The 22,183-nt window shown below is 71.3% G+C and carries 19 protein-coding genes and 1 pseudogene; 9 read left to right on the top strand and 11 right to left on the bottom strand.

What is annotated here, in order from left to right; all coding sequences use genetic code 11:
• The first annotated feature begins 88 nt into the window (after window positions 1-88).
• The 4 genes from sdhC to ACRX5W_RS04350 all read left to right on the top strand — a co-directional run bounded on the left by sdhC (window position 89) and on the right by ACRX5W_RS04350 (window position 3,550).
• Window positions 89-469 (top strand): succinate dehydrogenase, cytochrome b556 subunit, encoded by a 381-nt coding sequence (gene sdhC / locus ACRX5W_RS04365; RefSeq protein ID WP_436786536.1) that lies wholly within the window; start codon window positions 89-91, stop codon window positions 467-469.
• Between the two features lie 5 nt (window positions 470-474).
• Window positions 475-918, top strand: a complete 444-nt coding sequence (locus ACRX5W_RS04360; RefSeq protein ID WP_436786535.1) for a succinate dehydrogenase hydrophobic membrane anchor subunit — start codon at window positions 475-477, stop codon at window positions 916-918.
• Window positions 919-1,001: 83 nt separating this feature from the next.
• Window positions 1,002-2,759: a succinate dehydrogenase flavoprotein subunit gene (gene sdhA, locus ACRX5W_RS04355; RefSeq protein WP_436786534.1), complete on the top strand. Its 1,758-nt coding sequence runs from the start codon at window positions 1,002-1,004 to the stop codon at window positions 2,757-2,759.
• Window positions 2,759-3,550: a succinate dehydrogenase iron-sulfur subunit gene (locus tag ACRX5W_RS04350; RefSeq protein WP_436786533.1), complete on the top strand. Its 792-nt coding sequence runs from the start codon at window positions 2,759-2,761 to the stop codon at window positions 3,548-3,550. Before sdhA ends, ACRX5W_RS04350 begins: the two co-directional genes overlap by 1 nt.
• Before the next feature lie 110 nt (window positions 3,551-3,660).
• On the opposite strand, the gene ACRX5W_RS04345 is transcribed toward ACRX5W_RS04350, so the two are convergent.
• The 6 genes from ACRX5W_RS04345 to ACRX5W_RS04320 all read right to left on the bottom strand — a co-directional run bounded on the left by ACRX5W_RS04345 (window position 3,661) and on the right by ACRX5W_RS04320 (window position 12,716).
• Window positions 3,661-4,119, bottom strand: a complete 459-nt coding sequence (locus ACRX5W_RS04345; RefSeq protein WP_436786532.1) for a hypothetical protein — start codon at window positions 4,117-4,119, stop codon at window positions 3,661-3,663.
• Window positions 4,120-4,222: 103 nt separating this feature from the next.
• A complete protein-coding gene (locus ACRX5W_RS04340; RefSeq protein WP_436786531.1) occupies window positions 4,223-5,662 on the bottom strand; it encodes a DUF6177 family protein in 1,440 nt (479 codons plus the stop codon).
• Between the two features lie 34 nt (window positions 5,663-5,696).
• Window positions 5,697-9,749, bottom strand: a complete 4,053-nt coding sequence (eccCa, locus tag ACRX5W_RS04335) for a type VII secretion protein EccCa (RefSeq protein ID WP_436786530.1) — start codon at window positions 9,747-9,749, stop codon at window positions 5,697-5,699.
• The gene (locus tag ACRX5W_RS04330) at window positions 9,746-10,942 is read right to left on the bottom strand and encodes a hypothetical protein (RefSeq protein WP_436786529.1); all 1,197 of its coding nucleotides are present in this window, start codon (window positions 10,940-10,942) and stop codon (window positions 9,746-9,748) included. Before ACRX5W_RS04330 ends, eccCa begins: the two co-directional genes overlap by 4 nt.
• Before the next feature lie 47 nt (window positions 10,943-10,989).
• The gene (gene eccD / locus ACRX5W_RS04325) at window positions 10,990-12,327 is read right to left on the bottom strand and encodes a type VII secretion integral membrane protein EccD (RefSeq protein ID WP_436786528.1); all 1,338 of its coding nucleotides are present in this window, start codon (window positions 12,325-12,327) and stop codon (window positions 10,990-10,992) included.
• A complete protein-coding gene (locus ACRX5W_RS04320) occupies window positions 12,324-12,716 on the bottom strand; it encodes a hypothetical protein (RefSeq protein WP_436786527.1) in 393 nt (130 codons plus the stop codon). The genes eccD and ACRX5W_RS04320 overlap by 4 nt, the downstream gene beginning before the upstream one ends.
• Before the next feature lie 204 nt (window positions 12,717-12,920).
• Between ACRX5W_RS04320 and ACRX5W_RS04315 the strand changes: the two genes are divergently transcribed.
• The 5 genes from ACRX5W_RS04315 to ACRX5W_RS04295 are packed head-to-tail and all read left to right on the top strand — an operon-like array spanning window position 12,921 to window position 17,678.
• Window positions 12,921-13,253, top strand: a complete 333-nt coding sequence (locus tag ACRX5W_RS04315) for a hypothetical protein (RefSeq protein ID WP_436786526.1) — start codon at window positions 12,921-12,923, stop codon at window positions 13,251-13,253.
• 21 nt (window positions 13,254-13,274) lie between these two features.
• A complete protein-coding gene (locus ACRX5W_RS04310) occupies window positions 13,275-13,586 on the top strand; it encodes a pore-forming ESAT-6 family protein (protein WP_436786525.1) in 312 nt (103 codons plus the stop codon).
• A gap of 45 nt (window positions 13,587-13,631) precedes the next feature.
• A complete protein-coding gene (locus ACRX5W_RS04305; RefSeq protein WP_436786524.1) occupies window positions 13,632-14,009 on the top strand; it encodes a DUF6507 family protein in 378 nt (125 codons plus the stop codon).
• A 3-nt stretch (window positions 14,010-14,012) separates the two neighbouring features.
• Window positions 14,013-16,802, top strand: coding sequence for a hypothetical protein (locus ACRX5W_RS04300; protein WP_436786523.1), 2,790 nt, complete (start codon window positions 14,013-14,015; stop codon window positions 16,800-16,802).
• Window positions 16,803-16,814: 12 nt separating this feature from the next.
• Entirely contained in the window at window positions 16,815-17,678 is an 864-nt protein-coding gene (locus ACRX5W_RS04295) for an immunity 49 family protein (protein WP_436786522.1), read from the top strand.
• A gap of 12 nt (window positions 17,679-17,690) precedes the next feature.
• Here ACRX5W_RS04295 and ACRX5W_RS04290 read toward each other — a convergent pair whose 3' ends face one another.
• The 5 genes and pseudogenes from ACRX5W_RS04290 to ACRX5W_RS04270 form a co-directional block, all read right to left on the bottom strand.
• Entirely contained in the window at window positions 17,691-18,734 is a 1,044-nt protein-coding gene (locus ACRX5W_RS04290) for a MazG family protein (RefSeq protein WP_436786521.1), read from the bottom strand.
• A 118-nt stretch (window positions 18,735-18,852) separates the two neighbouring features.
• Window positions 18,853-19,461 (bottom strand): SurA N-terminal domain-containing protein, encoded by a 609-nt coding sequence (locus ACRX5W_RS04285; protein ID WP_436786520.1) that lies wholly within the window; start codon window positions 19,459-19,461, stop codon window positions 18,853-18,855.
• 239 nt (window positions 19,462-19,700) lie between these two features.
• Window positions 19,701-20,351 carry a GOLPH3/VPS74 family protein gene (locus ACRX5W_RS04280; RefSeq protein WP_436786519.1) on the bottom strand — a complete coding sequence of 217 codons (651 nt, stop codon included), beginning with the start codon at window positions 20,349-20,351 and terminating at the stop codon, window positions 19,701-19,703.
• A gap of 456 nt (window positions 20,352-20,807) precedes the next feature.
• Window positions 20,808-21,020 (bottom strand): annotated as a pseudogene (locus ACRX5W_RS04275) (hypothetical protein); the annotation flags it as partial.
• 10 nt (window positions 21,021-21,030) lie between these two features.
• Complete coding sequence (locus ACRX5W_RS04270; protein WP_436786518.1) at window positions 21,031-21,963, bottom strand: SPFH domain-containing protein; 933 nt, start codon at window positions 21,961-21,963, stop codon at window positions 21,031-21,033.
• Window positions 21,964-22,183: the final 220 nt, after the last annotated feature.

Genomic DNA, 22,183 nt, shown 5'->3' with positions numbered 1-22,183 from the left:
ATGGCCGGGGCCGGAGGAAGGGTCCCGGCCGGGCCGACCGACGGCTTGCCGGCCGAGCCCCGTCTACCGCATCCGGAGGGTAGTTTCCGTGCCGGCTGGAACGCTCTACCGCGGCCGGGAAGGCATGTGGTCCTGGGTGGCTCATCGAGTCACCGGCGTCCTCATCTTCTTCTTCCTGTTCGCTCACGTCCTGGACACCGCGCTGGTGCGCGTGTCCCCCGAGGCGTACGACGAGACGATCGAGATCTACAAGAATCCTTTCGTCAACGTGATGGAGTACGGCCTCGTGGGTGCCGTCCTCTTCCACGCCCTCAACGGCCTGCGCATCGTCGCGGTCGACTTCTGGGAGAAGGGCCCGCGCTTCCAGAAGCAGATGTTCTGGGGTGTCATCGGCGTGTGGGCCGTCCTCATGATCGGCGCCTTCTACCCCGTGCTGGAGCACACGCTCCGCGAGATCTTCGGGAGCTGATCCACATGGCTTTGATCGAGAACGCTCCCAAGATCACCGGCGGCGGCCCATCCATCGAGGCCCCTCGCTCCAAGCGCTCGCCGCGCTCCACCAAGACCAACTTCGAGCTCTACAGCTGGCTGTTCATGCGGCTGTCGGGCATCCTGCTGGTCGTCCTCGTCATCGGCCACCTGATCATTCAGCTCGTGATCGACGGCGGTGTGTCCCGCATCGGCTTCGCGTTCGTCGCGGGCCGCTGGGCGAATCCGTTCTGGCAGGCGTGGGACCTGATCATGCTGTGGCTCGCCGAGCTGCACGGCGTCAACGGTCTGCGCACGATCATCAACGACTACGCCGAGCGGGACCAGACCCGGTTCTGGCTCAAGGTGCTGCTGTACACGTCGGCTGTCATCGTGCTGTTCACCGGCACCCTGGTGATCTTCACCTTCGACCCGAACATCGGCCAGTAGTCGGCGGTCCGCACTCGAACGCACCCGAACGCGTGCCCGGTCACCCCGGAGCGCGGAGATCGGTACCAGAGGACACACAGGTCATGCAGATCCACAAGTACGACACCGTCATCGTCGGTGCGGGTGGCGCCGGCATGCGCGCCGCCCTCGAAGCGAGCAAGAGCAGCCGCACGGCCGTGCTCACGAAGCTCTACCCGACCCGCTCCCACACCGGCGCCGCTCAGGGCGGCATGTGCGCCGCCCTCGCGAACGTCGAGGAGGACAACTGGGAGTGGCACACGTTCGACACGGTCAAGGGCGGTGACTACCTCACCGACCAGGACGCCGCCGAGATCATGTGCAAGGAGGCGATCGACGCGGTCCTGGACCTGGAGAAGATGGGCCTCCCCTTCTCCCGGACGCCCGAGGGCCGCATCGACCAGCGCCGCTTCGGCGGGCACACCCGCGACCACGGCAAGGCCGCCGTCCGCCGTTCCTGCTACGCGGCGGACCGCACGGGCCACATGATCCTTCAGACGCTGTTCCAGAACTGCGTCAAGCAGAACGTCGAGTTCTACAACGAGTTCTACGTCCTGGACCTGCTGCTCCAGGAGGACTCGCTCGGCCGCAAGACCACGTCGGGCGTCGTCGCGTACGAACTGGCCTCCGGCGACGTGCACGTCTTCCAGGCGAAGGCCGTCATCTTCGCGACCGGCGGTTTCGGCAAGGTCTTCAAGACCACCTCGAACGCGCACACCCTGACCGGCGACGGCATGGGCATCGCGTGGCGCCGCGGGCTGCCGCTGGAGGACATGGAGTTCTACCAGTTCCACCCGACCGGCCTCGCGGGCCTGGGCATCCTGCTCACCGAAGGCGCCCGCGGCGAGGGCGGCATCCTGCGCAACGCCGACGGCGAGCGCTTCATGGAGCGGTACGCGCCGACCATCAAGGACCTCGCGCCGCGTGACATCGTCGCCCGGTCGATGGTGCTGGAGGTGCTGGAGGGCCGCGGCGCAGGGCCGAACAAGGACTACGTCTACCTCGACCTGACCCACCTGCCGGCCGAGCAGATCGAGGAGAAGCTGCCGGACATCACCGAGTTCGCGCGCACGTACCTCGGTGTCGAGCCGACCACCGAGCTCGTGCCGGTGTACCCGACCGCGCACTACGCGATGGGCGGCATCCCGACCAACGTCGAGGCCGAGGTGCTGGCCGACAACGACACGGTCGTGCCCGGCCTGTACGCGGCGGGCGAGGTGGCCTGCGTGTCCGTCCACGGGTCGAACCGCCTGGGCACCAACTCGCTCCTCGACATCAACGTGTTCGGCCGCCGCGCGGGCATCGCCGCCGCGAAGTACGCGCAGACCGCGGACTACGTGGAGCTGCCCGAGAACCCGGCCGCCGGGGTGATCGAGCTCATCGAGCGCCTGCGCGACAGCGACGGCACCGAGCGGGTCGCGCAGATCCGCGCCGAGATGCAGGAGACGATGGACGCCAACGCCGGCGTCTACCGGACCGAGGAGACCCTCAAGCAGGCCCTCGACGACATCAAGGCGCTCCAGAAGCGCTACCGGAACGTCTCGATCCAGGACAAGGGCAAGCGGTTCAACACCGACCTGCTGGAGGCCGTCGAGCTGGGCTTCCTGCTCGACCTCGCCGAGGTCCTGGTCGTCGGCGCCGCGAACCGCAAGGAATCCCGCGGCGGCCACGCGCGCGAGGACTACCAGACGCGCGACGACGTCAACTTCATGAAGCACACGATGGCGTACCGCGAGGTCGACGCAAACGGCGACTACTCGATCCGACTGGACTGGAAGCCGGTCGTCGTCACCCGCTACCAGCCGATGGAGCGTAAGTACTGATGACTGCCGTTATCGACGAAAACCCGGCCGCCGCCCCCGTGCAGAAGCCGGCGCGGGACCAGACGCCCGTGACCATCACGCTCCGGATCCGGCGCTACCTGCCCGACCTGGTCGGCCCGAACGGTGAGCCCCCGGTGCCGTTCTGGCAGGACTTCGAGGTCGAGGCGGACCCGACCGAGCGGATCCTGACCGCGCTGCACAAGGTCAAGGGCGAGCAGGACGGGTCGCTGACGTTCCGCCGCTCGTGCGCGCACGGCATCTGCGGCTCCGATGCCATGCGCATCAACGGCCGCAACCGGCTCGCGTGCAAGACGCTGGTCAAGGACCTCGACATCTCCAAGCCCATCACGGTCGAGCCGATCAAGGGCCTTCAGGTCGAGAAGGACCTGGTCGTCGACATGGACCCGTTCTTCCAGTCCTTCAAGGACGTGATGCCGTTCCTGGTCACGTCCGGCAACGAGCCGACGCGTGAGCGCCTGCAGTCGCCCGAGGACCGCGAGCGGTTCGACGACACGACCAAGTGCATCCTGTGCGCGTGCTGCACGACGTCCTGCCCGGTCTTCTGGACGGACGGGCAGTACTTCGGCCCGGCGGCGATCGTCAACGCGCACCGGTTCATCTTCGACTCGCGGGACGAGGCCGCCGAGCAGCGCCTCGAAATCCTCAACGAGAAGGAGGGCGTGTGGCGCTGCCGCACGACCTTCAACTGCACCGACGCGTGCCCCCGCGGCATCGAGGTCACCAAGGCGATCCAGGAGGTCAAGCGCGCGCTGATCTTCCGGCGCGTGTGACCTTCGGTCCGAACGGGCCGGGGATGACCCGTCCCGGCAAGGCTCGGCGACACGACGGGTCCGCACCCCGCAGTCTTGGGGTGCGGACCCGTCGTCGCGTTTCGCGGCGGTCACGCCTCGGGGGGCGCGCAGTCCACGTCGAGGAGTTTGAGCGGGTTCGAGGTGTCGAGGTCGACGTACGCGGTGAACGCGGCGACCTCCTGGCCGGGCCCCCAGCCGAGGAAGACCGTGGCCCAGCCGACACCGGCGGACTGGGCGGTGGTGACCGGGCCGATGTCGATGTCCTCGGGCTGGTTGCTGTGGCAGAGGATCAGGTCGAAGCCGGGAGGGGCCTCGGCGGCGCGCTGCTTGAGGTCTTCGGAGACCAGGTGCTCGCGCTCCCACGCGGTGGGACCGGTCTTGCCGTAGAAGTGCTTGAGGAAGCGCGAGACCTGCTTGGCGGTGTACTGCTCCTGCTGCTGCGCGGCCTCGGCGGTCGCAGGGACCGCCGCGACCAGGCCGGCCGCGCAGGCGACCGCGAGCCAGGCGCTGCGGGCTCGTCGGACTCTTCGGGGTCGGGGTACGGACATTCGGCATCCACCTCCGGAAAACGGGGTGTTTCGGTGTTCTGAAGACGCGCGGCTGCCGTGGCGGGTTGCCTGGTCCGCGCGACCTATTCGCCCGGGCGGCACATCAGCCGGTTTTTCCGCCGGTTTTCCTCTCGGGGTCCAGGCTGTGCAGGTGGCCCATGAGTTCCCCGAAGCCCTTCCAGCCCGCGTCGCCGAGCGGGTAGTACAGGCCGCGGTCGGCACGGGTGCCGAGCGGTGTGGGGCGGGCGCGCAGCGGCGGGTGTGAGGCGGCGGCGGCGCCGATGGCGCGTACGCCCTCCGCACCGAGCACGAACGCGACCGGGGCAGGGGCGGGTTCCAGATGGGGTGGGATGGTGAGGTCGGCGCGGGCGCGGCGGCGCTGGACGAGCATGGAGACCAGGTTGTGGTCGGTGACCAGTTCGGCGGCCAGGCCGGGCAGGGCGGCGAGCGGCGGTTCGGCGCCGTCGGGGTAGCCGACGGCGAAGGTGACGTCTTCCTCGACGCCGCCGGTGGTGAGGGCGATCCGCGCAGTGGCGATGACGGCGGCGGCGTCGCCGAGCGCGGCCGGGTCGCGTACGCCGGACACGACGGCCCATGTCGGCTCGGGTACGCGCTGCCGGACGAGCGCGGTCAGGTCTTCGCGCGACCAGGACAGCCCCGCGGGTTCCGCCGTGGCCCAGCCCGCCGGTTCGGCGCCGTCGAGGACGTGGCGCCACGCGGCTTCCAGCCCTCCGCCGGCCAGCAGGTCGTGGGCGGCGGGGAGCCGGGTGGTGAAGGTGACGAGGAGTTGTTGCTCGCCGGTGTGCTCCGCTCGCGCGGTGGCGTCCGCGAAGGCCCGGGACATGGTTTTGGTCGACGCGAACTCGCCGTCTTGCCAGATGAGTTCGGCGCCGGTCAGGCCGTCGTGGTAGCCGCCTTCGCCGTCCCCCACGACCCACCGGTTCGGGTGGCCGGACAGGGCGGTGCGGGTGGGGAACGACAGCCTGGCACTGCGCGGGGTGACGATGTGGAGGCCGCGTTCGCTGAGCGTGGTCGCGCGCAGTGCGTCGGACAGCCACGCCGTCATGGCCACCACCGGGCGGTCCTGGATGACCGCGGCCACTTTGTCGGTCAGCACGTCGACGGCGGGCTGGGCGGCGGCGTGCGCGACCGTGGTGGCGAGCCCGGCGACGGGTGCGGAGCCGCCGTCGGGCGCCGCGGCGGACGCGGGCCACACGGTGCCGCCGAGCAGCGCGGCCAGGCGGGTGGCGATCGTGCTCGCGAGGGCTTCGCCGTGCCGGGCGGCCGTGGCTGCGCGGACCTCCGTCCACCACACCGGGCCGGTCACCTCGACGCCGAGCAGGCGCGCGACCTCGCCGGGGGTGTGGACCAGGAACGGCGCCTCGACGTACGCGAGCGGGCGGCCTTCGTCGTCGGCGAGGCGGATCACCGCGCCTTCGCCGTCGACGGCCATGGTCGTGTCCGGGCCGGCGGACATCAGCCCGGCGACCAGGCTCCAGGGATCGGGCATGCGTTCGGTGAGCGCGATCAGGTCGGTCGTCATCCGGGTGCGCAATCTGCTTGTGGGGCGGGCCGGTTCAGTCTTCGGCGGATGCGGCGTCCGCGTTCTCGGGTGCGAGTGCGGTCTGGATCAGGCGGTGGGCGCCGGTGCGGTCGACCCAGGTGCCGCGGCCGGGCGGGCGCTTGGCCGCGTACACGCCGGGGAAGAGCTGGCCTTCCGAGCGGTGTCCGGTCATCACGAGCGCGGTCGTGCCGCTTTCCCGCAGCGTCGTCATGAACGGCTCGTACAGTGCCCGCGACGCGCCGGCCACGCGGCGTGAGACGACGAAGTGCAGGCCGATGTCGGCCGCGGAGGGGATGTACGGGACGAACGCGCCGAGGGGCTGCTGTCCGGCCGTGGTGAGGATGTCGTAGTCGTCGACGAGGACCACGATGCGCGGGCCGGGCGGTGCCGCGGGTCCGGCCGCGAGCGCTTCCGGCTCGGGGACGTCGTCGGGCATCCGCTTCTCCAGTTCGCTCGCGACCGCGGTGGCGAGCGCGGCCGCGAGGCGCGCGTTGTGGGCGTAGCCGCCGCGGTACGCCTCGGGCACGAGGCTGTGCAGGCCGCGCCGGGGGTCCATGACCGCGAACACCAGTTCGTCGTCGGCGTACCGGTCCATGAGTCCGCGCGCGACCACCTTGAGCAGGTTGGTCTTGCCGCACTCGCTGTCACCCAGCACGACGAGGTGTTGGTCGCGGTGGAACAGGTCGAGCAGCACGGGCCGCAGGGCGGCCTGGTCGAGGCCGATGGGCACGCGCCCGGGTTCGGCGGTGTGGGACGGCAGTTTGGCGGCGGAGAACTTGGCGGGCAGCACGCGAACCGGCGGTGCGGTGGCGCCGGACCACGCCGAACGCACCGCGCGCACGGCGCTCTCCACCGCGTTGCCGAGGTCCGCGTCGGACGCCACGCCGTCGATGCGCGGCAGCGCGACCTGCGCGAACAGTTTGGCCTCGGTCAGGACCCGGCCCTGTTCCTCGGCGGCGATGGTCTGGGCGAGGCGCCGGTCGATGCTGCTGTCCGCGGGGTCGTTGAGCCGCAGTTCGACGCGTGTGCCGAAGGTGGACTGCGCGGCGATGCGCACGTCGTTCCAGCGCAGCATGCCGGCGACGATGTGAACGCCGTAGCCGCCGCCGCGCCTCAGCAGGTCGGCCACGCCGTCGTCGAGGGCGTCGAAGTCGTCGCGCAGCGCGCCGAATCCGTCGATCACGAGCACGATGTCGGCGGGCCCGAGCTCGGGCAGCCGCCCCCCGGCGCGCAGCCGCCGCAGGTGGTCGACCGAGTCGATGCCGTGGTCGCGGAAGGCGTCCTGGCGGGCCGCGAGCATGCCGCGGACCTCCTCGACGACGCGGGACGCGCGCTCGCGGTCGGAGCGCCCGGCGACTCCCCCGACGTGCGGCAGCCCGGCCAGCGCTTGGAGGCCGCCGCCCATCAGGTCGAGGCCGTAGACGGCGACTTCCTCGGGCGTGTGGCTGAGTGCGAGGGACAGTACGAGGGTGCGCAGCAGGGTCGTCTTGCCGGTCTGCGGGCCGCCGATGACGGCGATGTGGCCGCCCGCCCGCGTCAGGTCGAGCATCCACCGGCCCTGCCACTGGCGTGCGGGGTCGTCGAGCAGGCCGAGCGTTACGCGCATCGTGGCGGCGTCGGCCGCGGCGGCTCCGGCGGCTGCTGCGCGGCCGGTGAACTGCATGCCGCGCCTGCCCGCCACGAGGGGGCCGGCGGTGGCGTCCAGGGTCAGCGCCTCGGGCAGCGGCGAAAGCCAGATCTTCGGCACCGGCGGTGCGGCGTCGGCGAGTTGGTCGACGACCGTGGACAGCAGGGTGGGTCCGACGGTGCGCCGTGCGGGTGCCGCCGGCTCGGCGCCGTCGTGCGGGTCCGGGCCGACGGGCTGCCCGAGCGTGTTGAAGGCGGGGTACGGCAGGACCGCGGGCCCGTCGTCCTGCGGTGCGTCCAGGCGGGTGGGGCCTTGGTAGGGGCCGGAGACGTAGCTCGCCTTGAAGCGCTCGTACACGCTGGTGTCGACCTTGAGGTAGCCGAATCCGGGGATCGGCGGCAGGTGGAACGCGTCGGTCGTGTCGAGGACGGTGCGCGATTCCTCGGGGGAGAAGGTGCGCAGGCCGAGCCGGTAGGACAAATAGGTGTCGAGGCCTTTGAGTTTGCCGCCCTCGATGCGCTGGCTGGACAGCAGCAGGTGGATTCCGATGGACCGCCCGATGCGGCCGATCGACAGGAAGAGGTCGATGAAGTCCGGTTTGGCGGTGAGGAGTTCACCGAATTCGTCGATCACCACGAACAAGTGCGGCAGCGGTTCGAGTTCGGGGCGCTGGGCGCGGGTGGCGGCGTAGGTGGAGATGTCGGCGATGTTGCCGGCGTCCTTCAACACCTGCTGGCGCCGTTTGACCTCGCCGGCGAGGCTGGCGTGCACGCGTTCGACGAGGCCCGCCTTGTTCTCCAGGTTGGTGATGACGCCGGCGACGTGCGGCAGGGACGCGAACGGCGCGAAGGTGGCGCCGCCCTTGTAGTCGACCAGCACGATCGCGAGGTCCTCGGGCGGGTGGGTGGCCACGAGCGCGAGCACAAGTGTGCGCAGCAGTTCGCTTTTGCCCGAGCCGGTCGCGCCGACGCACAGCCCGTGCGGGCCCATGCCCAGCTCGGCGGCTTCCTTGAGGTCCAGGAGGACAGGCATGTGGTCGTCGCCGAGGCCGACCGGTACGCGCAGGAACGACTGGCCGCCGCGCCGCGACGCCCACAGCCGGGGCAGGTCGAGTGCGGCCGGGTCGTCGATGGCGAGTTGGCCGCCGAAGTCCACCGGGCCGGAGAGCGGGGTGCCGGCGGTGGCGGTGGATTCCGGGGAGAGCCGCAACGGGGCCAACATGCGGGCGAGTCCGTCGGCGCCGGCGGCGGTGACCTCCTCCAACGTGCCTTGGACGGTGGTTGGTTCGGCGCCGCGCAGGTCTTCGACGGTGACGGTCGTGCCGGACACGGTGATGCGTACGGCCACGTGGTCGGGTTCGTGCGTGCGGTCGGCGAGCAGGTGCAGCACGGTGACGCCCATGTCCCGCAGCGGCACGGCGGTGTCGGGGCGGAAGACCTCCCGGGCGGGCTCACCGTGGCAGTCGTCGACGACGAGCAGGCGCCGCACGAACGCCAGTGCCTCACGCCGGGCCAGCCCGCGGCGCAACTCGGCGGCGAACGCGGCGCGTTGCCGCAGCTCGGCGGCGAGTCCGCGACCGAGGTCGGCCAGGCTCGGGGCGATCCGGCGGGCGTTGACCGGCCCGTCCCACGCCTCGGCGTCGAGGACGTGCGGGAGCCATTTCAGCCATCCCCAGTCGGTCATCCGCTCTTCGGGTGCGGCCAGGGCGAGGGCGACGTCGTCGGGGGCGTGGGTGACGGCGGCCTGCATCACGAGGGTGCGGACGACGCGGACGACGTCGTCGCGTTCGCCGATGACGCTGACGTCGCCGACGCGGTCCAAGGGCACGGTCAGCGGCATGTCGGGGGCGGTCGCGAAGCGTTCGCGCAGTCCGGCGGCCTCATTGAGCATGAAGCGGTCCGGCGGGGTCAGTGCGGTGCCGCCGTGGTTCTGGAGGGAGAGCATGCGCACGGTGACGGCGCCGGTGGCGATGCGCACGTGGAGGAAGTCGGCGTCCTGGCGGCGGCGTTCCCACAGGCGGGCCGGGTCGGCGACGAGGCCGTAGAGCGCTTCGGGCAGGGGGTGCAGCTCGCGGGCGGTCGCGCGGCGGCTCCGGTCCTCGGCGGCGAGTTCCTCGCGGAGCTCTTCGAGGTATTCCAGGTAGCGCTCGCGCTGCACGCGGCGGGTGCGCTGCGCCTTGCCGCGCTGCGAGAAGACGAGGACGACGCCGCCGAGCAGCGCGATGACGAGGACGACCGCGCCGATGGCGGCGAACCGGCTGTTGCGGACGATGGTCATCATCACCACCGAGCCCATGACGCCGACCATGGGCAGCAGCGATGTGATCGGCGAACCGGCCTTGCCCTCGGGCAGGTTCGGCGGCGATTCGACATGGCGTTCGGCGGGCTCGGGCAGGGGGCGGGTGATGCGCGCGGGGCGGTGGACCAGGCGGGTGCTCATGGGCGCGCCTCGCCGGCGTGCGGGCTGTGCGCGCGTGCGTCGCCGCGGCCGTGGGCGACGGCACGGTCCATGGTCGCGGCGGCGAGCCGGGCGGCCGCGTCGCGGGTGTCGCGGGCGAGCCCGGCGGTGCGGATCTCGCCGCCGGCCGCCAGCGACCGGTCGTACGGCACCGAGATCACGGTGGCGCCGCGAACCTCCAGGTGTCGCAAGGCTTTTCGGGTGTCGAGGGCCGTGTCGGGCGAGGCGTGCACGAGGGCGACGACGGTGGTCGGCAGCATGGCCGGGTCGAGGGTGTCGAGCCAGTCGAGGACCAGGCGCGTACTGGCGACGCCTTCGACGGTCGCCGGTGTGGCCAGCACGCGCGCCTGGGTCGAGGAGAGGGCGAGCCGTGCCACCTCGGTCGGCAGCGTCTCGCAGTCGACGACGGTCACCCCGAAGTGGCGGCGCAGCGAGGCCATCGCCATGTAGTACGCCTTCGGGTCGAGGCGGTTGCGCGTGACCCTCCCCCGGCTGCCGGGCAGCAGCCAGCCGCCGTGGAACGGCACCAGGTAGCCGGTGACGTTCGCGAGCGGCGTCGAGGCGTCGATGACGTGCGCGATGTCGGAGCAGGACCAGCGGATTTCCTTCGCGCCGAGGCGGCGGGGCAGCGTGCCCAGGACGCCGTCCGCCTCGACGGCGAGGACCGGGTCGGTGCGGTAGTGCGCGAAGGTGAGGGCGAGGAGTGCCGCGACGGTGGACTTGCCGGCGCCGCCGCGGATGCTGCCCACCGCGATCTGGCGTCCGGTGGTGATCGGTTGCTGGATGGCCCGGGCGGTCTCGGCGCGCGATGCGCCGTCGTGCGCGGCGGAGGCACCGAGGACGCGCACGGCCCGCAGAGCGCGCCGGAGCAGGGGGTCGCCGCGCCGCACGCGGCCGAGTGCCTCGCCGAGCTCGGGGGCGATGACCGGCACGGAGTCCGGTACGGCGTCGTCGGGTTGCGGCTCGCCGGCCCTGGTCGGGCGGGCTCCGGCCGGGTGTTCGTCGGCCGGGGGGCCGAACTGCGCGGGGACGGCGGCTTCGGGACCGGGTTCCGTCGCGTACCGCGCCGCGGCCGAACCGGCGTACGGCGCGGGCGGCGACTCGGGATCCGGGGATTCCGGCACGCCGCCGATCTCCGCGAACACGTCCCGCTGCCAACTTCCCTGCGTGGACATCGCCTCTCCTGTCCTCACGTCGCCGTGCCCGTTGTCGTCAAGAAGCCTCAGAACGTGTCCAGCAGCCGCCCGTAGACTCCGAACGCGCCGATGCAGACGGGGATCAGTGCCACGACCCCCAGCGTCTCGACGACATTGCCGAACCTCCGCAGCCGTACCCGCACGTGGTCGGGCGGGCGGACAACGAACACCACCAGCGGCACGAGGGCGAGACCGCACAGCACAGCCAGCGGGCCTGCGGGCGACCGGTCCGGCTGGTCGGCCCACACGACGCACAGGCGTACGGCGAGCACCGCTCCGGCCGCGAGCAGCGCCGCGACCTCGACGGCCAGGGGGAACGCGCGCGCCCGCGCCATGACGACGACCGCGAGCAGCGCGGCCACCGCCACGGTCCAGCCGTTGACCTCGCGCAGCGCGAACCACCCGCCCACGGCAACGCATCCGGCCGCGGCCACGGTCGCCAGCGCGAGCCCGCGGTGGGTCGCGGCCAGCGCGGTGTCGACCTGGTGGCGGCTGACCGTGGCACCGCCCGACCGCTGGTCGTCGAGGCGCGTCAGACCGGCCGCCATCACCGCGTACCTCGGCAGGATGCCCAGGGCGAGGACCGCGACGGTGCCCATGACGGCGCCGAGCCGGTACACGTCGTCGATCGTCGCGGCGCCGGCCTCCCAGCCGCCGAAGAGCAGCGCGAACACGCCCGCGCCGACGAGCCCGCCGCGGCCGAGCGGCGTGAAGACCGCCGACAGGACGAGCACGAGCACGACCGCGCCGCCGATCGCGGCCAGGCGCGCGCGGTCCGATCCGCCGGTCGACGACCAGGCGCCCATGGCCCCGACGGCACCGCCGAGCACGATCAGGACCCCGCCGAGCTCGCGGTTGCGCAGCAGCGACGCGAGGGCGCCGAGGGCGGCGGCGGCGAGTCCGACGCCGAGGAGCCAGCCGCCGACGTCGTCGGAGCCGTACCAGCTGCGGGCCAGCGACGCGGTGATGACGCCGAGCGCGACGGCCGCGACGCCGGCGGTCGCGTTGCGGATCCGGTCGTCCCAGCGCCAGCGCCGTGTGTCGACGTCCTCGGCGACCTCGTCGGTGACGTCGTGCACCACGGGCGCGGCCGGGGTCTCGCGGCGGTGCACGAGGCGCAGGACCGCGCCGTCGGCGATCGCGGCGGAGGCGAGCGAGTCGTCGGGGGCGAGGACGGCGCCCGTCCCGGTGACGAGGCGTCGAACGCCGGGGGTGGTGCCGGGCGGCTCCTCCAACATGCGCAGCACGTCGGGCAGCAGGTGGCCGACGGGTTCCTGGGAGGGGAGCAGCAGGTCGATGCGCCGGCGCTCCCCCACCACGGTCACCCGACTCAGCGCGGCATGGGACCGGGTGGTGCTTGTCATCTTGCGGACACTCCCACGGCAAGGGCCGGCGACGGCGGCGCGGTCGAGGGCGAAGGGGGCGGGGCGGGATGCGGCCGGAGCGCGGCGCCGGATTGCGGGGGTGCGGCGCCGGTCTGCTGCGGCACCGCCGGCGCCGGAACGGGCACGAGTGGCGAAGGAGTCGGCTGCCCCGGCGACTTGTCGTCCTTCGCGCGTTGCTCGGCGATGAACGACCAGCCTACGCAGCCCGCGCAGAGCACGGTGGCCAGGGCGATGCCGCCGAACACCCTTCCGAGTCCTTCCTCCAGGCTGCGCCGAATCCGCTGTGACCCGAACAGCAGTGCGTCGCGGAGTCGGCGGCGGCGTACCGCCACTGATTCCAGCAGTTGGCTGTCGTAGTCCCGGGCCACGCGTCTCCCCTTCCCCCGAGCCCTCGAATTCACTTGCGAAACAACCGGAATGAGGGGTTTCCCTTGGTCCCGGAGGGCCAGTATGCGCTGAACTGGATACGCGAACTGGATAAAGCGTATCGGGAGAGTGAACGCAACGCGGCCGTCGATCAACGGATTTCGACAACCGCGGGCAGGCCACAACGTGAGGAGGCCCGGACGGACATGAAGTTCGACATGGGGAACCAAACCCTGTCAACGCTGGTACGGCAATCGCAGGGTGCGAGCACCGATCTGGGCACGCTGATCAGGCAGTTGCTCATCGCCGCCGAGCCGCTGGAGGGCAAGTTCAACGGCTCGGGCAAGGCCGCGTACGACTCCTTCAAGGCGCGCTCGGACGAGATCACGAATGCGCTCAACGGTGCCCTCAGCGCGATTCTCGGCGGCCAGTCCGGGATGGACCAGGCGTTCGCCGGCGGTGAGCAGGAAACCGCGGACAACGCCAATCAGGCCATGGGTGCGGCCAACTTCGACGGTGCCCGCTTCGGCGCGCGCTGAGTCTTCGGGAGGCGTGGATAAATGGGAGCGAACAGCGACCGGCGCAGCTTCGACATCGGCGCGTCCGGCGACGCGCAGACCAATCTGACCGGCGTGATCTCGCAGTTGGAGCGGGTCATCTCGGACCGCGACAGCCAGGTGAAGTCGGCGATGTCCGACTTCCAGGCGGACGGCGTGTCGGAGCAGTACCACGGGGTCGAGCAGCGCTGGAACACCGCGGCTAACGAAGTCCGCACGATCATCGGCCTGTTGAAGTCGACGCTGGAAACGAACGACAGCACGGCCCAGTCGACGCTGAGCCGCGCGAAGGCCGCGGTCGACGGCATCGGCTGAGCCGCGAGGGTATGCACCATCGACGAGTGAGCGGGGGTCCGCAAGATGTCGGCGTGGGACATCGATCCGGTGGGCGTGCGAGGCGTCCTGGAGACCACCATCGAGGCCGCGAAGGGCATCGAGGGCTGGGGCAAAGGGTATTCCGGCCACCTGCAGAGCGCCGCGGAGTCCGCGGGCACGCTGTACATGCAGGAGGGCGAGCGGCCCGAGGCGGGCCTCGTGGGTGCCGCGCTGGCCGAGTTCGCGGAGAAGACGCAGGCGGACATCGCGTACGTCGTCGCGCGCGCGACCGCGTCGATCCAGGGGGCGTCCGACGCCACGGTGGCCTACGTGAACGGCGACATCGAGATGGCCGAGAAGGCGCAGGCCGCCGCACTCAAGGAGCCGAAGATCGACCTGCCCAAGGGCGCGGGGGAGGACTGAGCCATGGGTGACGAGCCGGAGCGGGTGGACCCGTCGGGGATTCCGGAGTACACCGGGAACCTCGCCCAGTTGGACACCGACCACGGCGCGTTGACCGGTGACGCGGGGACGTTCCGCACCACCGGTGCGACGATCCACGAGCGGTTCGGCGGGCTGGAGAGCCACTACAAGGCCCCCGAGGCGGACCAGCTCTTCGCCACGACCGCGAAGGTCCAGACCCGCGCCGACACGTTCGCCGACCAGCTCGAACAAGTCGGCTCGGCACTGTCGGCCTACGCCGACGAGATCACCCCCATCGTCACCCGCCTCAACCAACTGCGCACCGACGCCAACGACTTCGTCGCCGAGATCAAGGACGACGACGAGTGGCAGTACGACGGCGACAAGGTCGAACGCAACAACCAGCTCATCAAGGACATCTCCACGACCGTCGCCGAGTTCTGGGCCGCCGAACGCACCGCCGCCAACAAGATCACCGCCCTCGTCGGCGGCACGCAGTGGAAGGTCGACGACGGCAGCGGCGGCGAGAACATGTACGGCATGTCCGTCGAGGACATGGGCAAGGCCGGCGAGACCCCGTGGGGCAAGGCCGTCGAGGAGAAGCACCACTGGTACGAGATCGGCCACCACCTCAAGAGCTTCGTGTGGGACGGCATCATCGTCGACGGCATCTGGGGCACCCTCACCGGCCTCGGCACGCTCCTCAACCCGTGGAGCGACAACTTCGGCGCCGCCTGGAAGGGCCTGGGCCAACTCGCCACCGGTCTGGCGCTGTTGGCGGTCCCGCTGGCCTTCCCGCTCGTCATGGCGACCAAGGACCACCTGCCCGGGCCGATCAAGAACTGGGTCAACGACAGCCTCGACACCACCCTCGCGGTCGGCAAGTCCCTGATCGCGTGGGACGAATGGAGCAAGAACCCCGCCCGCGCCGCCGGGCTGGTCACGTTCAACGTCGTCACCACCGTCGCCACGCTCGGCACCGGAACCGCCGTCAAGGGCACCGCGTCGGGGGCGAGCGCCGCCACCCGCGCGGTCAGTGTCGCGGCGAAGGTCGGCACCGTCATCGACCCGATGACCTACATCGCCAAGGGCCTGGGCGCCGGCATGAACGGGCTGACGAAGATCAGCACGGTCACCGGCAAACTCGTCGACCTCAGCGCCCTCAAGGCCATCGAACTGCCCGACGGCTCCTTCCGGTTGCCCGACAACATCGAACTGCCGCCGGCAGGCAGGCCGTTGCCGGAGCTGCCGCCAGGCACGAACGCCGTCGAACTGCCCGACCGGTCCGTGCGGCTGCCCGACGGCAGCACGCTCCTGCCCGACGGCACCCTCAAACTGCCCGAGGGGATCAACCAGACTCCGGAGACGATCCCCGTCGAACTGTCGGCGGCGGACCGGGCGCTGCTGGACGGCACACCGCCCGAGCTGGTCAACGTCGGCGCGAACCAGACGCCGACGCAGGTCACCGCGCAGGTCGGCGACGGGCTGCCGGGCAGCGGAGTGCCGAACAACCTCCCCGGCGGTGCGGTGCCCAACGTGCCGGGCGGTGCCGTACCGAACATGCCGGGCGGCGGTGCGCCGCCGGGACCGACGGCGGAGCTCGTCCCGCCGTCGGGCAATGGTCTTCCGGAGACGCCCGGCGGCACGACGCCGACCCCGGGCTCCGGCGTGCCGGGCGACGGGGTGCCGCCGGGTGGATCCCAGGTGCCCGGCGACGGCCTGCCGACCGGGCCGGGCAACAACCTGCCCCCCACCGGCGACCTTCCGCCGGGAACGACGCTGACGGACGACCTGACGGGGCCGGGGAACGACCCGACACCGACGCCCGGCGACGATGTCACGGCGGGGCCCGCGGACGACGTGACGGGCGGCCCGGCCGACGACGTCGCCGGTGGGCCCGGGGACAGCTTCCGACCGGGCACCGACCCGGAGGGTCCGCCGCCGCCCAAGCCCGACGAGGCCTCCACCACGGCACAGCAGCGGACGTGGGACGAGTACTGGGTCAACCGCGCCAACCACGAGGGTGCGCCTCCGTTGGAGTACTACCGCAGCGACGGCCACCGGTGGTCGATCGACGAGGGCGCACCGCAGATCAGGTTCAACAACGAGACCAATCTCTGGCAACTGGCCTCCGACCGCCCGGCGCCCATTCAACCGAAACCCTTCCTCGACGAGGCGTCGGGAACACCGGGCAAGGTCGACTCGCCGGAAGCCCTCAAGGACCTCGACGCGGCGGCGGCGAAACGCCAGACCGCGATCGACGACCTCCAGACCAGGAAGCAGGAACTGGCCGACGCGGAGGCGGCTTACAAGGCGAACCCGTCACCGGAGAACGCCGCCGCGCTCGACCAGGCGCTGAAGAACCGCGGTGCCGCCACCACCGCCATGAGGGACGCGGCCGAGGCGTTCGGCGAGAGTGCCGCACGCCAGATGGTCGAGGAGCTGTACCCGAATTCCACCCGGCAGACGCTGTTGGGTCCGAAGAACGGCAATCACCAGTTCGACCAGGTCTGGAAGACAGAGGACGGTCGGTACGTGGTGATCGAGGCGAAGAGCTCGACCAACACCCCGCTGGGTGCCCGGGACATCCCCAAGGGCCCCCGTGTCTCGCAGGGGACACGGCCGTACTTCGACGACATCCTCCGCAAGATGATGGAGCGAGGCGAGACGAAGCTCGTCGGGGAGCTGAAGGCCGCCCTCGCCAATGGAAAACTGGACTACGTCGTCGTGAAGGGCAAGCCCGACGGCAGTACGTATGGTGGCTACACCATGGGCAAATTCGACATCGGGTGACGGGAGAACGCGGTGGCTGTCGAGGTACCCCGACACGACGGTCCGGGTCCGGCCGACGAGGACTACGCCAAGGCCCTCGAAGCGATGCTGGTGGACGACATCGGCTATTTCGAGCGATCACCGACGGCGGGCAACCGCGCGCTGGACACCGCGGTCATGGCGCTTCAGGCGCGCCTGGCGCTCAACCCCACCGGCTCACTGCTGGAGTCGTGGGAAGCCGTCGTCACCGCGATGCAGGTCTCGTCCGCGTTGTTCGCCTCGGCGACCGCTCCTTCGGGTGAGACCGTCGAGTGCCGGATCGCCCACGAGATGCACACCATCCCGGCGGCCGGCCCGTCACACGACGCGGACGCCGGAAACTGGCTCACGGCGTTCTGGCTCGCCATCGTGTGCCGCGACCAGGCCCGCATGACCCGGCTCGCCGAGGTCCCGCTCGACGTGCTGCGGGGCGCCGAGGTGCGCTACGACGAATACGCCTACCACTGGGTCGACGCGTTGCAGGCGTACTGGCTCGAACGCCCGGGCCTGGTCGAGAAGTTGGTGGCGGCGATCGAGGCGTCGTACCCGAACGTCGCGACGGACACCGACCAGGAGCTTTTGGAGAAGATCCTCTACCAGCCGATCAATTTGTTCCACAAGTTCGTGCGCAAGGACCACGCGGGCTTCAACCAGGCTCTCGTGGAAGCACTCCAGGCGCACCGGCAGTACTGGACGGCGGACGAGGAACGCGCGGCCACCGTCAGCGGGATGGTCGCCCTCGGTCCGCTCGCGATCACGTGCCTGGCCTACGACGCGGGCTTCCCGATCGAGGTGGAGTCCGGCTACCTGCCGAAGCACTTCCTCCAGCGTTCCTGGCTGGGCGAGTTCGAGACCTGAGCCCTGTGCGGGTCAGGTGCGCGCCGCCGACTCTGCGGCGCGTACCGCCGCGCGGTGGCGCAGCGCCGCCGCGCGGAGGGCGGTTTCGGCGTCGATGTCGTGGCGTCCGGCCAGTTCGGTGACGGCGAGCAGGAGCGCGCCGATGGTGTCCGCGTCGACGCGTTCCGGTTCGGCGATCGTCCCGGGGACCGGAACGTCCAGACCCGCACGGCGGGTCCGGGACAGCACCTTGCCGGCCAGCGACAGGGCCGGCTGGCCGAGCGGGATGCCGTCGACGACCGATTCGCGCTCGGCCTTCTCGGTCGCCTTCAGTTCCTCCCAGTTGCGTTCCACGTGTTCGGCGGTCTCGGCGACGACATCGCCGAACACGTGCGGGTGGCGGTGCATGAGCTTGGCGACGATGCCACCCGCCACGTCGTCGATCGTGAAGGGGTCGTCGGGGTCCTCCTCGGCGACCCTGGCGTGGAAGACGACTTGGAGCAGCACGTCGCCCAGTTCCTCGCGCAGGTGCGAGCGGTCCCCGGAGTCGATCGCGTCGACGAGTTCGTACGCCTCCTCGACCAGGTAGCGCACGAGCGACTCGTGCGTCTGCTTGGCGTCCCACGGGCACCCGCCCGGCGACCGCAGGCGGTCCATGACCGCGACGAGGTCGAGGACGCGCGCGCCGGGGAGGTCCCACGAGCCGGGCACGACCTCGATCGCGGGCAGGTCGTCGGGGCCGCCGACCGCGGCCGCCTGCGCGAGCGCGGCGCCGAGCTCGGGGTCGCCGTCGGAACCGGCCAGCCACAGCACGGGGACGGTACGCGCGTCCGCGATCAGCCGCCGGGCGAGCGCGGGGGCGGGCGTCGCGCCGACGACGGTGACATCGACGCCCGCCTCGCGCACGTACGGCAGTTGCGGGTGGTTCGCCTCCCCGGTGAGTACCTGGCCGCCGGCGGCCGCGGTCTCGCGCAGCACGTGCCAGGCGGGCCAGCTCAGCAGGCCGGGGGCGACCCGGTGCGTGCCGGTGAGGAGGATCAGACGGGGCGGGGCCTGGTGGGTCTCGTGGTCGCTCACGGGATCACGGTAGAGGCTGAGCCGGGCCAGGCAGGATCACGGGCAGGATCACGGGCGGAAACGAGACGGCTGACGACAGCGGTCGTCCCGTGATCCTGTGAGCCGGTCCGAGGCCGGGTCAGGCGATCTGATTCGGCGTGAGCCAGCCGTAGGTCGTCGGGACGAGGCCGTCGGCGGGGTCCCATACGCCGTACCGCGGGTTGACGTTGATGTCCATGCTCTCCGCGGTGGTCCGGAAGATCTCGACCACCTTCTGCTGCCCGGCCTCGGTCCGCGGGTCCTGGCCGGCGGCCTTGATGAGCTTGTCGATCAGCACGCTGCGGCGCACGAAGTGCTCGACCTGGGACGCCGGGACGCCCTGCCGCGCGAGCAGCGTCTCGATCGCGGTGCCCGGGTTCGCCGCCGCCCAGTCGCGCTTGGCCTGGGCGATCTCCGTGGCGGTGACCGTCACGCCGGCGCGGCGCGCGGCCTCGTCGAGGACCTTGTCGGTGAGCACCGACGTCAGTTCCTCCTGGCTCGCCTCGACGCCCGGCACCGGCTCCGCTCCGACGCTTTCGCGGGCGTCGGCGGCCTGCTCGACCAGGGAGTTGAGGGTGGAGATCTCGATGCGGTCGCCGTCGACCACCGCGGCGGCGCCGGACTTGGCGTCCGAGCAGCCGGTGAGGACGAAGCCCGCGAGAACGGCGGCGAGGGCGAGTGCGGGGACGGAACGCGACGTGCGACTCACACGAACTCCCAAGGTTCGATGGCGCTGGTACGGCGGCATTGCGTGTGACCCATGACCAACGATCAAAGATACGGCCGGGCACGCCGCGACGCCCGGAACTTTCCCAAGTTCACGGCACGTCACCGATCGGTTTCGGACAAACAGCGCTCATCTGCGAAACCTTCCACGACCGGATGCGACTGATCTGTCCGCATTCGCCCCGCAGTCGCCGGACACCGCGAGGCACCGTCCGCGGAACGTCAGACCCCGCTCTGACTCGACTGCTTGTCGCGGATCGCCTTGCGCAGCGCCGTCGGCAACGGCCCCACGAGCACGGAGAGTTCGGCAACCCGCGCGTTCGCCGCACGCCGCTCGCGCCACGACAGCACCGTACGCATGCCGCTCACGTGCGCGAAGACCGCGCTCACCGCGTGTTCTCTCGGCACGCGTGACGGCACGAGCGTCACCCGCAGGGCGTCGCGCACGTCGCCCACCGCCTCGGTACGCAGCCGGGGGTGGCGCAGCGTGACGCTCTGGTAGGGGAAGACGAGGAGGAAGCGCTGCGGGCTGAGCCGCAGCACGCGGCGGTGGGCGAGCTCGTCGCGGACCGTTCCGAACGCACGCTGTTCGGCCTTGCGCACCCAGTGCCGCCACGTACGGCGCCGCCCGGACTCGTTGATCCGGGCGTACACCGCCGCCTCCAGCGGGTCGTCAGGGACGGCTCCGCGCGCGCCGGCCGCAGCCGCCCTGCCGTCGTCGTCGGTGAGGAATCCCGCGTCAAGAAGCCCTTGCAGCGCGGCGGCATTCAGCACCAGCCCGAGTTTGTCGCGGCCCGCGACACGCGTGCGGGCAGGATCGTAGGCCAGCAGGAACATCCGTTGTGCGAGGGAGAGTTCGCTCAACTCGATCATCGTCCGCCTCCGTTTCGCCGTGGGCCGGCGGGTCAGGCCGCGTGTCCTCACGCGCCTCTTCGTCGGTGGTCCCGCCGGTCCGCCGCGCGTCCGCCCGGCTCGTCGGATCCGGCGCGGCCGACAGGTCGTGCCGGTCGGACCGTCCGGGGGTCGACACCGCCATCGTCGCCAGGCCCGCGAGCACCGCGGCCACCCCCGCCACCAGCGTCTCCAGCGACATCGCCGCCTCCGCTTCGTTGGGTCCTGTCGTCAAACCGAGCCGGCGGCCCGGCACCGCGCAACGCGGCCTGACACGACGCGGGTTCGCCGACACGGCTAGTCCGCGCCGCCGCCACCGGCGCGTCCCTCGTCGTCGGCACCCCCGCCAGGCCCGTCGGTGTCCGCGCCGTCGTCACCGGCGCGTTCCCCGTCGTCGGCACGCTCGCCGGGCCCCTCGGTGTGCGTTTCCACGCTTGCGTCCGGTTCTTCCTCGTCGGTGCGCTTGCGTGGTCGCCCCCGGCGCGCCGGACGGCCCGCGTTACTCGGCATGCGGCCCGCGTCGGCCAGCGCACGCCGCAGGAGGAACTCGATCTGCGAGTTGGTGCTGCGCAGTTCGTCGGCCGCCCAGCGGGCCACCGCGTCGTGCACCGCGGGGTCCAGCCGGAGCAGGATCTTCTTGCGCTCCGTCATGAGCGTCCGGTCACTGGTAGAGACTTCCCGAGTTCACCACCGGCTGGGTGGCCTGCTCGCTGCACAGCACGACGAGCAGATTGCTCACCATCGCCGCGCGGCGCTCGTCGTCGAGGTCGACGATGTGCTGTTCCTCCAGCCGGTGCAGCGCCAGCTCGACCATGCCCACCGCGCCCTCGACGATCCGCGTGCGGGCCGCGACGACGGCCCCGGCCTGCTGGCGGCGCAGCATGGCCTGCGCGATCTCGGGGGCGTACGCCAGGCGCGTGATCCGCGACTCGATGACCCGGACGCCTGCCGCCTCGACCCGCACACCGATCTCGGCGGAGAGCTTCGCGGTGATCTCGTCGGCGTTGTCGCGGAGCGAGAGGCCGTCGGTGTTGTGGTTGTCGTACGGATAGCTGTTGGCGATGTGGCGGACGGCCGTCTCGGCCTGGATGGCGACGAACTCCTCGAAATCGTCGACCTCGAACATCGCCTGCGCGGTGTCCTGCACCTGCCACACGACGACGGCGGCGATCTCGATGGGGTTGCCGTCGAAGTCGTTGACCTTCGCGGTCTGCGTCTCCAGGTTGCGGATCCGCGTGGACACCCTGGTGCGGTCGGTGAGCGGGTTGACCCAGCGCAGCCCTTCGTGCCGCACGGTGCCCTGGTAGTGGCCGAAGAGCTGGATGACACGCGCCTGCCCGGGCGCGATGGTGGTGAGCCCGAACAGACCGAACAACGCACCGAGGACGACGACGATCCCCGCGATGATCAGCAGCACGCGCCCGCCGCCGTGCAACGTCGCGGACAGGAAGAACATCGCGACGGCCGCGGCCAGGAGCACGAAGCCGACCACAAGGGCGGGGATCCCGCCGGCACCGTGCACGACACGCTCACGGACCTGCGGGGCGGGCATCTCGACAAGCGGCTCGGCAGGGGGGTTCTCGGCATCGGCCATGGTTCCTCCAAGGGTCGACCTGACACCACGAGGTTAGCAAAGTGATATCACTTTTCTGCAAGGGTTTTCCCTCGATTCGTGTGCACGGCGGTACGGCTCACGCCGAACGGCTCGGTCGCGGTCCCGCGCGTCGAGGACGGCGAGGGCGAATGTGAGCGGCGAGCACGGCAAACACGGAGCCGGACGGGGCGGGCGCGGAGCGGCAGGCACGGGTGCGTGC

Origin of the sequence: Yinghuangia sp. YIM S10712 (assembly GCF_051388935.1) — a bacterium.
Lineage (GTDB): Bacteria > Actinomycetota > Actinomycetes > Streptomycetales > Streptomycetaceae > Yinghuangia.
The sequence above is the reverse complement of the archived record's forward strand: the minus strand, read 5'-3'. Positions and strand labels throughout refer to the sequence as shown.